This is a genomic window from Ochrobactrum sp. WV_118_8 (genome assembly GCF_039631535.1).
GTDB lineage: Bacteria > Pseudomonadota > Alphaproteobacteria > Rhizobiales > Rhizobiaceae > Brucella > Brucella anthropi.
Genome location: NZ_JBDIUZ010000002.1, coordinates 557368 through 571940, shown reverse-complemented (window position 1 = coordinate 571940; position 14573 = coordinate 557368). Strand labels below are relative to the sequence as shown.

The window sequence follows — 14573 nt, the reverse complement described above, 5'->3', positions numbered from 1 at the left end:
CGATGATTATCGTTGTGAAATCGTATTTTTCGCTACTCAGTAACCGCGCTTATAGCGTCGTTCGCTCGACTGCTATCCGACAGAATCTTTGCCAAACTGAGCATTCGACGAAGGGCAGGATTATCGTTGCTGGGCGACCAGACAGCGTAGAAGGAAAATTTCTCTCCAATAAGCGGACGGAACACGACACCGGGGAAGTGTGCTGCGACCATCGCTTCGGTGGTTATTGTAAGGCTTTCGGCGCTGGCCACGACTTGCATTAGAGTGTCTCGATAAACGGCGTGGCGCTCGATGTTCGGACTGTATCCCTGTTCAGCGAGATTCTTTACAAGATACTCTTGAATTTTAGAGCCCGACTGGGCCTCACTGATGACGAAACTTTGGTGTAAAAGATCGCCCCATCGCAGTTTGTCTTCTTTGGTCAGCTGATGGTTCGCTGACATTGCCACATAGACCTGCTCGTTCCAGAGATGCACCTCATCACAGTCCTCAGTATGGGAACCGCCGACCAGGAATGCTAAGTCGATTTGGTGCTGCTTGATTGCCGAAACATGCGCGTTCGTATCTCCTTCGACATATTCAATTCTCACCCCTATATGCTCGGCGGCGTAGGCTCTCAGCAACTCGGAAATGAAACCCGATGCCATTGAGGATATCAGACCAATTCGCACGACGCCGGACTGGCCTTGGCCAATCGTTCCAACATCCAGGGTGGCCTGGGTGAGTTGGTTCACAGCGTTTCGTGCCCGTTGCAGGAAACGTTCTCCAGCATGGGTAAGGGTGAGCCGTTGCTTTCCGCGGATAAACAGAGCTGTTCCGATGGAGTCCTCTAAATCTCGAATGCGCCGGCTGACCGTTGACGGCTCCACTGCAAGGATCTGGGCCGCACGGCGAAAACTATGATGATCTGCTGCGGCGATGACATAACGCAAATGCCGCAACTCGAATTTCAATAAAGAGGCGTTTGATTGTGAGATGATCACTTTCCTCCGATGATCTGTCCTGCCAGAACGAATGGGCTGGATAGCGTCGCCCCGACGGCGTTGAATACGAACGCTCCGGTATGTCTGAGACCGGGATCTGCCCGGTACGCGTCGGCGTCAGAAAATCCCCGATAGCGGGCGACGATGGCAAACAGTCCGCCGTGTTTGAAGGCGTCGTCTGTCGGCAGGTCAGTGATATCGACAACCTGTATGCCGGCCGCCCGAACCGCTGCCTGAACATCAGGTGCGTTAACATCCATCCGGCCCACCCGGTGTCGCTCGCTGGATAGAAACTCAGAGACCCGAAGGGCGACGTCATCGCGTGACACGAGGATCGTCATCGGCGGTGAAAGTTGTCCGATTGCGGTTATCTGTGCTGTGAACACATCTACATCAATGTCTGGTGCCGCGAGGATTACCTGGAGACGACGTATTGTGGCATTGTTCCCACTGATGCGAAGCTGACGCAGAGCCTCGACGGTTAGCCATGCCCCCATGCTGTGGCCCATCACCGTAATCGGTCCAGCCGTGCGGGTGCGAGCAAGGCTGGTCATGAGTTGAGTCAATTGGTCGCGCGAATAGGTGGCTGCATCCTTGTCGGTGACGTAGCCATCCACCGTTGCCTCCGATGGCCAGGCGAACAGAACCGGAGTTGCGTCCGGGTCTGCATCGAAAGCCACCTGGGCCGTTCTGAAGACGGATTGGGTGAAGTTGGTGTTGAAGCCGTGAATGAAAAGGCCGACGGTCGGCGGTTTGCCGTTGCGCTTGCGGGAAATCTCATTTTCGAAAGCAACGGGGTCGAGAAGCTGTTGTTCTACCGTCACGAAATCGGTTTTCGGATTGGGTCGTGATTTCGGCCATTCGACATTCCCGGCCTTGTGGCCGGGAGGAATCGATATCTTGTATCGGAGATAGCTGACCTGACGGGATCGGCCAGATGTGAAGGCACCGGTTTCGTCCCGTTCCCTGGTGGTGGCGACATAGACCGTCACGATCCGGGCACCTTCGACACTATTAACAGTGTTGAGCAGCAATTCTGGCCCCGGCTTTCCGGCACAGCCCGTCAAAATCATCACGAGCGCGAACACGAAGGCGATATGTGCGTGCGATGCGCCGAGAGATATCCGTCTTCTCGAAACGCAATTGGCAAATGCGTAACAAGCCCGGAGTGCTGGTCCGCGGTCGAAGCTCCTTATCCGAACAGGAAACGGCAGGGTGAAACTCATCGCAGGAACTGCCTGAAGCGATGGAACGCCAGGATGAACAGCACGGTGCCGATCACGAGAAGCGCCAGAAACGGCTTCCAGACCACGTCAAATCCGGCGCCCCGAAAAAGGATTGCTGCGCCTACTTCGACGAAGTGTGTGGTGGGTGCCGCCAGCATGATGGTTTGCACGAACTCTGGCATGCTTTCCCGCGGCGTCATGCTGCCCGAGAGCATTTGCAGCGGGACCAGTACCAGCACAAGAAGCATGCCGAACTGCGGCATGCTGCGCGCAACAGTGGCCATGAATATGCCCACGGCAGTCGTCGCAAACAGATAGACTGCCGTGCCCACGAGGAACAATGGGACTGAGCCCTGCACCGGCATGTGCAAAACACCGTGCACGACGAAGGTCAAACAGAACGTCACGGCGACGAGCACGACCGCGCCCATCGACCAGATTTTCGCCAGCATGATCTCGGATGGGGTGACCGGCATTACGAGCAAATGCTCGATGGTGCCGTGCTCTTGCTCACGGATCAGCGCAGCCCCGGTCAGGACGATCGACAGCAAAATGACGCTGTCCATCATTTCCATCAATCCACCGAACCATGATTTCTCAAGGGAGGGGTTGAACCGCGTACGCAAAGCGAGATCGACGGGTAGGGTATCCTTGGTGCCATATCGCTGCACGAAGGTGTCAATCTCATTCATGACGATCTGTTGTACGTAGCCGTTGCCGCTGAACGCCTGCGTCATGCGGGTCGCATCGACGTTGAGTTGGATCTGGGGCGAGCGACCGGCCAGCACATCGCTTTGAAAATTGGGTGGAATGTCGAGCACAAACGTGAAGCGGCCCTTGTCCATCCCCTTGTCCATTTCCTCGAGTGAAATCAGCTGTGGCGGACTGAAGTTTGGGGGGTAGAAGGCCGACACGATGCGCTGAGATAACGGCGAGCCATCCTCATCGACGATTGCGATGGGAGCGTTCTGGAGCGTTTCCGGCATCGAGGTTGCGGTGGTGTGCACCAGGGATGTGAAGGTGTAGACGATCAGCAGGAGCATCAGCGGGTCGCGCCAGAGGCTCCAGAGCTCCTTGACACCGAGACGGAAAATGTTGGCGAGGCGGCGCTTCATCGTCTCAGCGCTCCTGTTTCTTCAGAAGTGCAATCGCTACGCCAACGATCACCGGTGCTGAGAGCAATAGTGGCAGCAGGGTGTCATACAAATCCGGCATCGCCAGGCCCTTGCTGAACACGCCGCGACTGATGGTGAACATGTGGGTGGCTGGATAGATCTCACCAAACAGGCGGCCCGAGCCTTCCAGCGATGACACGGGGTCGAGAAGGCCGGCATAGCGCATGGCGGGTATCAGCGTGCCAATCATCGTGATGAACATCGCTGCGACCTGGCTCTTTGTGATCGCTGAGGCCAGGAGGCCCATCCCGGTCGCGCTGATGCTGAAGACAAGTGCTGCCAGCAGGAGAGGCCAAAAACTACCGGTCATCTGAACATCAAAGACAGTCACCGCGAGCAATGTCATAAGAAAGAAGTTGATCAGCGCCAGCACGACATAGGGCATTTGCTTGCCGAGCATGAACTCGGTGCGGGTTACGGGGGTGACATAAAGATTGATAATTGACCCCATCTCCTTTTCACGCACGACAGCCAGTGCGGTCAGCATTGCCGGCAGCATCAGGAGCAGGAGGGGGACGACGACCGGAACCATTGCGGGCAGGCTGCGGACGTCGGGATTGTACCGGAAGCGCGTCTCAATGACTGCATTGCCTTTTGGGGCGGTGCCCGTGCGATCGGTTATCTGCTGAGCCAGCCATTGGAAATGGATTCCCTGAACATAGCCCTGCACGGTTTCGGCGCGCATCGGCATTGCCCCGTCGATCCAGGCGCCGATCTGCACGTTTCGCCCACGCATGACGTCGCGCGCAAAGCCTGGTGGAATCTCTATTGCCAAGGTCAATTCACCGCTGCGCATGCGCGCGTCGAGATCGTCGTAGTCAATGATGGGTGGTTGCTCTTTGAAGTAACGCGAGCCAGTCAGGTTCAGGCTATAATTCTGACTGAGCGTGGTCTGATCGCGATCGAGAACCGCGTAACGGAGCTTCTCAACATCAAGACTGATCCCGTATCCGATGACAAACATCAGCAGCAGCGAGCCCGCAAGTGCCATCGTTGCGCGGATTGGATCGCGGCGCAGTTCCAGCGCCTCACGCCACATATAGCTGGCCATGCGTTGAAAGCTGAAGAACCGTTGCACCGGTGCATGTTCCATCCGCTGCTGCGACGTATCGGGCGTCTGAGGGGTGCCCGGTCCCGGCTCAGCCGCGCCGCCGCCCGCTTCGATCAGATAGCCGATGAAAGCATCTTCAAGGTTTTGCGCCTGACGTTTTTCGACCAGTTTCGCCGGTACGTCGCTATCGAGCACCTTGCCGGCGTGCATCATCGACATACGGTCGCAACGCTCGGCTTCATTCATGAAATGTGTCGAGATGAATATCGTAACCTTGTCGCGCCGCGACAGTTCGATCAGCAGCCGCCAGAAATTGTCGCGTGCTACAGGATCGACGCCGGATGTCGGCTCGTCGAGGATCAGCAACTCGGGCCTATGCACCATGGCGACAGCCAGCGACAGGCGCTGGCGGATCCCGAGAGGAAGGCTGTCAGGCAGACTGTCGAGCGCTTCCTGCAAACTAAAGCGTTCTGCCATCTCCTGGCATCGGGATGGAATTTCGGCTTCAGGCACATGGAAAAGCCGCGCATGCAGAACCAGGTTCTGCTGCACCGTCAATTCGCGGTAGAGCGAGAACGCCTGCGACATGTAGCCAACCTGTCGCCGGATATCGATATTGCTCGGATCGACCGGTTTGCCGAACAATGAAATCCGTCCTTCGCTGGCGGGCAGAAGGCCGGTCAGCATCTTCATCGTGGTGGACTTGCCGCAACCGTTGGATCCAAGGAAACCGAAGATCTCGCCCCGACGAATACGAAATGAGACATGGTCGACAGCGACGAAGTCGCCGAAACGCATGGTCAGGCCTTCAGCTTCAATTGCTATGTCGTCATCGCTGGCGTGGAGCGGCGGGATCTCCACCGGCGCATACCCGCTCTTTTTCTCGTCCGGAAGCATTGCGATGAACGCCTGTTCCAGATTTTGGCTATGTGTGCGTTCCAGCAATTCGATCGGTGTGCCGGTCGCGAGCACCCGACCAGCATCCATGGTCACGAGCCAGTCGAAGCGTTGAGCTTCGTCCATGTAGGCGGTGGCCACAATCACGCTCATATCGGAACGATCCAGACGGATGCGCCCGATCAGGTCCCAGAACTGGGCCCGCGCTAACGGATCGACTCCCGTGGTCGGTTCGTCAAGGATCAACAGGTCGGGGTCATGGATCAATGCGCAGCACAGACCGAGTTTCTGCTTCATGCCCCCCGAAAGCTTTCCGGCAGGGCGCGACAGGAATCCGTCCAGTCCCGTACTGCGGGTGAGATTATCAATGCGTCGGCGTCGTTCAGCGGCGTTGTGGCCAAAAAGCCTTGCAAAAAATTGCAAGTTCTCCTCGACCGAAAGCGTGGGATAAAGGTTCTTGCCCAATCCCTGAGGCATATAGGCAATGCGCGGGCACACTGCGTTACGGTGGTGCTTGCTACGCATATCGCCACCCAGCACCTCAACGGTCCCATCCTGGACGGCGCGCGCACCCGATATCAGCGAAAGCAGGCTGGACTTGCCGACGCCGTCAGGACCTATCAGACCGATCATCCCGCCTGCGGGGACGTCGAGTGTAATGCTGTCGAGGGCAAGCGTCTTGCCATAGCGCAAGCTGACGTCACTCAAGCTGGCAACCGTGCCGGCAGGTTCCCAGGCACCCGAGATCAAGGGTGAAGGGCTATTCATTTAACGAGGTTCCGGCTCAAGTTTTCCGGCCAGGCGGTCGCAGGATCAGTGCGGATGTAGGCTACGCCGGGAAGGCCGGTTTTGACGTGCTGAACATATCGGCGAAGCAGTTCCTGCGAGACTTTCGCCTTGATGCGGAACATCAGTTTCTGACGTTCCTCCGTCGTCTCGACGGTTTTTGGTGTAAATTGGGCGACGTCCGCGATGAAGCTGACCGTGGCAGGTATGGTGTATTCAGGCGCGGCATCCAGAACCAGCAGAACATCCGATCCGATGGCGATACGGCCTGCCGGGACGGTCGGCAGGAAGAAAGTCATGTAGACATCGCCGAGATCGACAAGATTGATGACCTTGCCACCAGGAGACAGGATTTCTCCGGGCTGTGCGATGCGATACTGGATGCGTCCGTCGCGAGGCGATCTGAGGGTGCCGTCGTCGATATCCGCTTCGATACTCTCAATCTCCGCCCGCGCCGCATCAACAGCAGCGCTGGCATCGACAATCATTGCTCTGGCTGCACTGATAGCGGCGTTCGAGGCTCCGACAGACGCCTCGGCTGCAGCAACTGCGGCGCGGGCGTTTTGCGCCCTGGCGCGATCGTCATCAAGGACCTGTTGCGACGTTGTGTTGGTTCGCATCAACTGCTCGCTGCGAGCGAGCCGCCCTTCCGCCGCGCCAAGCTCGGATTCACGTTGAGAAACGACGGCTAATGCCGCTTTTTTCTCAGCCTCCCTTTGGTCAAGGGTGCTTTTCGCTGTGTCTATACTTATAACGGCCCGCTGCAAGGCCGCTTCAGCTTGCCGGCGTCTTGCCTGAAGCTGAAGCGTGTCCATGTTGGCGAGCACATGTCCTTCGGTGACGTAGTCGCCTTCGTTGACAAGGATTTCCTTGATGCGGCCCCCTGCTTTGGCCGACACATCAACCTCGGTCGCTTCAATGCGACCGTTACCTCTCGCTATGCCATCTGGAAGCCCGGAGCTGCCATATATTGTCCATGCATAGTAACCGGCGGCAACAACAGAAATGCCGGCGATAATAAGAAGCCCGTTCCGCATGAAATTCAAAATATCGCCCTCCAAGGCTTTTCTCATCTGTCTGTGGGACCTGCTTGAGGTTCCCACAGTGTAAGTGTCATTATTCTTGCCCCAGACTGCCGCCCAATTCGTCGGAAGGCTTTCGAGTGCGTCATCAACCTGCATCGGCGCGCCGCACAAAAACGGCTCCCCTTGCATGCGCGAGCTCTCAGGAAAAGACGTCGGAGACGTATCGCCCCTGTTCCCGCTCGATCACGTCGGCCCAGACGTGCGCCTCGTCCTCGCTCGCCCCCGAGGCTTCGCGATAGGTCTTGATGAGCGTATCGCGTACGGCAGGAGCCATTTGCTTGCCGTCTCCGCAGACGAAGACGGTCGCCCCTTCCTGAAACAGTTTTGCGATGCGGGCACGCTCGGACCACACCCGATGCTGGACGAACGATACGTCGCCCTCAGGCCGAGCCGAGAAGGCAGGCAGTACGGTGACGACGCCATCGCGTTCCCAGGCGGCCAGTTCGTCGCGATAGAGAAAATCCACATCCGGGTGATCGACGCCGAAGAACAGGAGCGCGGGGCCAACCTTCCTTCCATTGGACTTCTGTATCGACCGCTCCTGAAGAAAGCCCCGAAACGGCGCTATCCCGGATCCCGCGCAGATCAACACGATGGGCTTAGATGTGTCTGTGGGGGGATGGAAACGGGAGTTTGACGGACGCACGGCGATGGAAACCCGGTCGCCTGGCGCGCGAGACGCCATGTAGCTGGAGGCCACGCCCCGATGACGACCCATACCGGACAGTGCCGGCGCGTCCACGACTGAGATGGTAAGTGTGACGTGCTGAGGGTTCCAGAGCGGCGATGACGAAATCGAATATTGCCGTATCGTCATGGGTGGCAGCATCTGCAACCATTCCGCAAAGCCAAGCGCGCACGAGGCGAAACGGTCCAGCAGATCCAGCACACTCAATCGCCGTGGGAGAACCTCCTCGTCGTAGCGCACCGCCGCCAGCAACTGAAGCTCGGCCTGCTCCGGTGGGCATTTGGTCGATATCGCAAGCGTGCGGACCTGCGCTTTTGTTGCAGGCGTTGACAGTTCGACATAGTTGGACAGGAGATCGCCGCAACTGATCGGGTGTCCAGCAGGCAGCCCTCGTGACGCGGCTTGGCTGCTGATTGTCACCATCACATCGGATGCAAGACCGAACCGCCGCAGCGCCCTGTCGACAAGGTCATCGGAATTGCGTGGGAGAACAGCCAGATAATCGCCCGCCCGGTACGTCACTCCCACCGGCAGCTTGAGCTCAATATGGCGCTTCGACCGCGCATCCGGTGAATGCAAGCTCACCAATTCCCGGTTTTCGACAACAATCCCTTGCCGCAGGTCCACAAGTCGAAGCAGTGCCTCACGCCTGCCCTTTATAAACTCCAGCTCAAGAGGCGAAGCGGTCTCGAGTGCAATTGCTTCCTTGCCGAACGCTACCGCAAGCGCAGACCACATTCCGGCGGACCATTCATCGAAGCTTCCGAAGAAATCCCCGCCGGAATCGCCTTCACCCCGTTCCCACACACGCTGTGCCCCTGCTTTTTCCAGCGCGGCATCGACACGCTTCGGAATGGCCTGCCAAGTGCGGGCCCATTGCTTGTTGCCGCAACCGAACACGGCAAAACGCAAGTCCCGCAGGCTGTCTGTGGGGCAGCTTTCGATTGCGGGTACGAACTGACGCGCATTGTCCGGCGGCTGACCTTCATATGAAGCTGTGACGACAATCACTGCTCCATTGCGAGGAATGTCATCGGCGAAACGATCCATGGGGGCCAGGGTCGGCGCGAATCCATGCGCGCGCGCTTCAGCGGCAATCCTGTTCGCCAAAGCCTCGGCTGAGCCCGCATTGCTGCCATAGAGAACCTTGAGCTGCGTCAGGCTTTCATCGTCGGCAATTGCAGGTGAGCATTCCGACGTTGTGGCGCCAGAGCTCGTCGCGACGATCGTCGCGCGCACGAGTTGGTCGGCAGGACGTCGAATGCGCGCCTTGATCCTGAGATTTTCCGGCTTGAGCGTCAGGCTTTCATGGATCTTGAGTTTGTAGGAAGGGTCTTCGAAACTAAAATCGAACCTCTGCAGCATCATCGACAGGACGAGCTGTGCTTCCTGCATCGCAAACGATCGGCCGATGCAGGCACGTTGGCCATTGCCGAATGGCTTCCAGGCATTGGCCAACAGCTTGTCGGCGTTTTCCGGAGCGAAGCGTTCCGGGCGGAACGCTTCAGGTTCGTCCCATGCCTTTGGATCCCGGTGTAGCGACGGCCCGAGGACCATCACCGTGTCGTCTGTCGTCACCGGATAGCGCCCCCCAAGGGTGGTGTCCTTCAAAGGCTTGACGGAATAGGCGGCGGCTGTCGGCCAAAGCCGCAGACTTTCCATCAGCAACTGTTCGATATAGCGGAGCTGGGCAAGATGCTCGATGCGGGGCATCTCGTCGCCCAGAACGTCATCGACGATAGCGCGAGCCTTCTGAAGCCCTTCGGGGTTACGCAGCAGAAGATAGGTCGCGAAGGACAGGAGCCCGCTGGTCGTTTCATGACCGGCGACGAGGAGGGTCACCATCTGATAGGCGATGTTCTCCTCCGAGAGCCTATCGCCGGTCTCGGGATCCGCCATGTTCAGCATGCGGCTGAGAAGGTCGTTCCGTTCAGCCGCATCGGGGTCGGCCTTACGGTCGGCCACGATTTTCTGGGCGACGGAATGCAGTGTCTCGGCGTCCTTGCGAAATTGCCGCGACTTGCTGAACATCAGAGCGGTCAGGAATTCGGGACGCATGGCTCTTTGGCCAGCCTCGGTCAGAGCGCCCGTCATTGCGCCCACGAAAGGATGCAATTCGTTCTGATAGAAACTGTTGAAACGATAGTTGAATCCGCACAGCGCAATCGTGTCGAGGGTCAGACGCGTCATGTTGTCGGCGACGTCGATGCCGACCTCGGGTCCGAAACGCTCCCAGCGGAGAAACATCTGATTGGCGATGTCCTGCATTTCGCCGAACATCGAGCGCACCCCGATCGGGCCGAGAGCCGGCATGAGGATGCGGTGCGCCTTTCCCCAATTCGGCTCTTCGGTATAGGCGGTGAACAAGCCATCGCGAGCGATGGGGCGCAATTGCTCAAGGGAAACATCGACGCGCTTGGTGAAGCGGCTCTCGTCGCTCAACTCATCAACGAGTTCCTGTGAACTGACGAGATGAAATACCTGATCGAAAACGCGTAGCCGGAAAAACGGACCATAGGTCTCGGCCAGCTTCATCATGCTCTGCACAGGAGCATTGACATCCATGTCAAACAGATTGCCGACAATGGGTCTGGTTGGTGGCTGAGGAATGCTGGCAGAAGAGGTCACGGCTACCTCACTTGCGACGCGTCATTGCGTTCAGTTCAGCGAGGAGTTCCTGGCGACGGTCCTGCAATTGTTTTGGGCCGTCTATCAACTCGACGAACCATAGTCCGTCCGCGGCAAGACGGACGATCACGGCCAGGAGCGCAGAGTCGGTATCTTCATGCTGACGATAGCGCTGTTCGAGCCAGTCACGCCACCGATCGCGCATGTTGGCCTCGGCAAAAAGCGCGGCGTAGAGCGTGTTGGTGCCGCCCGCTTCGGAAGCCTTGCGCGAAAAAACATCCAGGTAAGCGCGGGAAAACCGCCCCGTCGGTTCAGGATCATTCGCCATGACCTCGGCGATATGGTCATTCATCTGCCGCAAAAGTTCGTCGCACAAAGCCTCCAGCAGAGCATTCTTGTTGGGGAAATGATGCAACAGCCCGCCTTTGGTAACGCCTGCCTCGCGAGCAAGCAGATCGAGCGTCAGATGCGCCGTACCCTTGTCGGCCAATACTTGCGCCGTGACGTCGAGCAATTGCTGTCGCACAAGTTCGGGCTGCTTCTTGCGGTGATATCCTGTCGTCATTTTCGAATGGTATCCTTTGAGGGGGCGAGCTGCCGTTCTGACGGATTTGGGGCTGGCCCTGGCATTGTCAGTGGGTCACAGCCTTGGAGAACACATTCACCACGACGACACCACCCACGATCATCGCCAGCCCCAGCACAGCCGGGAGATCAAGCTTCTGCTTGAAGACGACAAGGCCGACGATCGAGATGAGCACGATCCCCAATCCGCTCCAGATCGCATAAGCGATTCCAACGGGAATGGTGCGCAGCGCCAGGGACAGAAAGTAAAAGGCGCTGAGATAACTCACGGCCATGACGATTGTCGGGACAGTGCGGGTAAACTGCTGTGATGCCTGCAAGGCCGAAGTACCGACGACTTCCAACGCGATCGCGATGCCAAGGGCAATGTAAGTTGTAAATAGAGACATGTTCAGGCTTCCATCCTTCGATCTGCCAGATAAGGCACATGATGCCAGGGAAGCGAGAACGCCACCCAATTACACAAACATACCATCTGGATGGTTGCCTGTAAAGAATGGTTTCGCCCCTTCGGCTGGTGAGGGCTTATGTCGACAGAACGCAGGCAGCTTGAAGATAGTAACTATATTGCCCGCAGGTTCGTGTTGTATTCGCTGGCGCTCAAAGTCGGTTGTGGGAGGATTGTTTTGGCCTCACTTATCCGGCTCAGGAATAACCAGAAAATGGCGCTCTCTCAGCGAAGGGAGCTAGCTGAAATTGCTTCATCCAAGCGGTGAGGCCGTGTTGGCCGCGGCCGCGCAACCGCTTTCAACGCAATTATAATTCGACGACACCAATCACACCCGCGTCTCCCGGAAAGCAAACGACGGCGCTCAGGAAGGAGTGCTTCTCAGCACGTGCAAGGATTCGTCGGCTATCACTCGCTCCTCATCAGTAGGGATTACCAGAACGGTGATCCGACTTGCCTGGCTTGTGATGACGGATTGGGATCCTTCATTTGCCTTAGGATCGAGGTCGATTCCAAGCCACATCAACCGCGTGCAGATCTCGGCCCTGACGGCAGGTTGGTTCTCGCCGATGCCACCGGTGAACACCAGAGTGTCAAGGCCGCCGAGAGTATTAGCGAGCCGGGCGATTTCGCCGGCGATGCGAAGGGTGAACAGTTCGAGCGCCTCCCGCGCTTCCTCTTTCTCGCTGTCAAGCAAAACCCGTGTATCACCGCTGATCCCGGAAACACCAAGGAGACCGGATTTGTGATACAACAAGGTCTCAAGTTGCCCAACGCTCTCGCCGTTTCGAGCAAGATGCAGCACAACGCCAGCGTCGAGCGTTCCGCAGCGTGTCGCCATAGGTACGCCGTCAAGCGTCGAAAAACCCATGCTGGTATCGCGGCTGACGCAGCTATCGAGGGCGCAGAGGCTGACACCAGAACCCATATGAGCGACCACGACTTTACCTGCCGCCTCCATGGGCCATTCCCGCGTTAGGGCGCCAGCGATAAACTTGTACGAAAGGCCATGGAAGCCATAGCGTTTGATCCCCTTGTCGTGCAGCGCTCGCGGAAGCGCAAAACGTCGAACGATGTCGGCGTTGGTACGGTGGAAGGCGGTGTCGAAAGAAGCTGTCTGGGGAATGTTCGGCCGGAGGCGCCTGATGGCGTGGATCAGATGCATGGCCTGAGACTGATGCAGCGGTGCAAGTGGCACAAGTGCCTGCATTTGGATGATCGTCTTATCATCGACAAAGACCGGTCCGTCAAAGATGTCACCGCCATGTACGACGCGGTGACCAATCGCGACCACGTTGGAAAGATCATAATGCCGGGCCAGGCGGCTGAAGGTCTCGCTGATGACTGTGTCCAGTTCTTCGTCCTGCTCGGCTTCGAGAATGATATCCAACCGATCCGGACCATCTGACAATTCCAGACGCAGCGGCGTCTCACGAAAATCTATTTTCCCCCTACCGGTTTGACGTAGAGACCCATCTTCCACGGTAAACAGACCGATCTTGATCGTAGAGGAGCCGGCGTTGAATGTGAGCAGCAGCTTATCATTCATGCGAATCGTCCTGCCGCCGGTTGACTGCGGGCAACCATAAGTCTGGCGAGCGCAGCGGATGCAATGCGGGCAGAAAGTGGATCGGCTCGGCTGGTGAGTACGATTGGAACACGTGCGCCAAGGACTACGCCGGCTGCGGTCGCGCCAGCAAAATAGATGAGTTGTTTGGCAAGCATGTTGCCTGCCTCCAGATCCGGTACCAGCAAGATGTCCGCTGTGCCCGCGACCGATGAGATGATGCCCTTAGTTCGCGCCGCATCGATACTGATGGCGTTGTCGAAAGCGAGCGGCCCGTCTACCTTCGCGCCAGTGATCTGCCCGCGCGCTGCCATCACTGTGAGTGCTGCGGCATCGAGCGTTGTCGGCATTTTAGGATTGACGGTTTCTACGGCGGCCAAAACGGCGACATGAGGTATTTTCACGCCAAGCGTATGCAAAAGATCGATCGCATTCTGGCAGATGTCGCGCTTTTGTTCGAGCGTAGGCTGAATATTGATCGCTGCATCGGTGACGATCAACGGCCTATCATAGGCCGGCACGTCGAGAGCAAAAACGTGACTGATGCGCCGTTCGGTTTTCAGGCCGGATTCTGGAGCGACAACTGCGGCAAGCAGTTCGTCGGTGTGGAGGCTACCCTTGACCAGCACGGAGATTTTTCCGGATACCGCCATGTCTACGGCTCGAGCGGCTGCTGCGTGACTGTGCGGTACGGCTACTATCTCAATGTCGTCTAGCGATACCCGCGCGGCCTTGGCGGCGGTGCGGATCTTATCTTCCGGCCCGACCAGCACCGGATCGAACAGACCTTGATCACGAACTTCTATGGCAGCCAGCAGAGATTCCGGCGAACAGGGATGGACGATAGCTGCCCGGATCCTGGGGAGATTTCGCGCCTCTTTTATGATTGCCTTGAAGGAGTTTTCTGTTCGTATCGGTACAGGAATTGGCCGATCAGCAATGCACTCCATCGTTTTGTAGGGCGCCAGCACAGTCGCCGTTCCCGTCAAAACGACTTCCCCGTCTTGGCTAGTGCAGGTGGTGTCGAGAATGACTGCTCGCTGCTCTGGTAACTTCCTTGTAACCCGGACAACGGCTGTAATGCTGTCTCCGGTTTTGACATGCCTGAGGAAGCGGAAGTCTTGTCCCAAATAGACGGTTCCGGGTCCCGGTAGCTTGGACCCAATCGCGGCAGAGACGAGGGCACCGGTCCATATGCCGTTTGTGACGACATTGTCGAAGAGCTTTGCAGCTTCCTCCACTGAGCCGGCCGCAGTTGAGTTGCCGCTTCCCACCATCACGGTGAGAAGGTCGGTGTCATCCTGACCCGCGACCCTTGTTAACGTTGCGGTCTCACCGATCTGGATTTCGTCGAACGTGCGGTTTTTTAGAAAACTCTTGTTCATCTCGTTTCCTGTGTCGAAAAGATAGAGAAACCGTTACCTTTTCGAGCTTCGACGCTACGTCGCTGCGAG

The 14573-nt window shown here is 57.5% G+C and carries 10 protein-coding genes; all 10 read right to left on the bottom strand.

Features of this window, described 5'->3' with window-relative positions; translation table 11 throughout:
* Positions 1-32: 32 nt before the first annotated feature.
* Positions 33-983 (bottom strand): LysR family transcriptional regulator, encoded by a 951-nt coding sequence (locus ABDF71_RS16760; RefSeq protein WP_062425052.1) that lies wholly within the window; start codon positions 981-983, stop codon positions 33-35.
* Positions 980-2209 carry an alpha/beta hydrolase gene (locus ABDF71_RS16755; RefSeq protein WP_235972493.1) on the bottom strand — a complete coding sequence of 410 codons (1230 nt, stop codon included), beginning with the start codon at positions 2207-2209 and terminating at the stop codon, positions 980-982. Before ABDF71_RS16755 ends, ABDF71_RS16760 begins: the two co-directional genes overlap by 4 nt.
* Positions 2206-3324 (bottom strand): ABC transporter permease, encoded by a 1119-nt coding sequence (locus tag ABDF71_RS16750; protein ID WP_062425051.1) that lies wholly within the window; start codon positions 3322-3324, stop codon positions 2206-2208. Before ABDF71_RS16750 ends, ABDF71_RS16755 begins: the two co-directional genes overlap by 4 nt.
* A gap of 4 nt (positions 3325-3328) precedes the next feature.
* Complete coding sequence (gene rbbA / locus ABDF71_RS16745; RefSeq protein WP_156379280.1) at positions 3329-6100, bottom strand: ribosome-associated ATPase/putative transporter RbbA; 2772 nt, start codon at positions 6098-6100, stop codon at positions 3329-3331.
* A complete protein-coding gene (locus tag ABDF71_RS16740) occupies positions 6097-7191 on the bottom strand; it encodes an HlyD family secretion protein (RefSeq protein ID WP_279851678.1) in 1095 nt (364 codons plus the stop codon). The genes rbbA and ABDF71_RS16740 overlap by 4 nt, the downstream gene beginning before the upstream one ends.
* 151 nt (positions 7192-7342) lie before the next feature.
* Positions 7343-10519, bottom strand: coding sequence for a bifunctional cytochrome P450/NADPH--P450 reductase (locus ABDF71_RS16735; protein ID WP_062425050.1), 3177 nt, complete (start codon positions 10517-10519; stop codon positions 7343-7345).
* Between the two features lie 7 nt (positions 10520-10526).
* Positions 10527-11084 carry a TetR/AcrR family transcriptional regulator gene (locus ABDF71_RS16730; protein ID WP_062425049.1) on the bottom strand — a complete coding sequence of 186 codons (558 nt, stop codon included), beginning with the start codon at positions 11082-11084 and terminating at the stop codon, positions 10527-10529.
* 67 nt (positions 11085-11151) lie between these two features.
* Positions 11152-11493, bottom strand: coding sequence for a DMT family transporter (locus ABDF71_RS16725; protein WP_062425048.1), 342 nt, complete (start codon positions 11491-11493; stop codon positions 11152-11154).
* 423 nt (positions 11494-11916) lie between these two features.
* Positions 11917-13101, bottom strand: coding sequence for an acetate/propionate family kinase (locus ABDF71_RS16720; RefSeq protein WP_062425046.1), 1185 nt, complete (start codon positions 13099-13101; stop codon positions 11917-11919).
* The gene (locus ABDF71_RS16715) at positions 13098-14504 is read right to left on the bottom strand and encodes a bifunctional enoyl-CoA hydratase/phosphate acetyltransferase (RefSeq protein WP_062425045.1); all 1407 of its coding nucleotides are present in this window, start codon (positions 14502-14504) and stop codon (positions 13098-13100) included. The genes ABDF71_RS16720 and ABDF71_RS16715 overlap by 4 nt, the downstream gene beginning before the upstream one ends.
* Positions 14505-14573 lie beyond the last annotated feature (69 nt).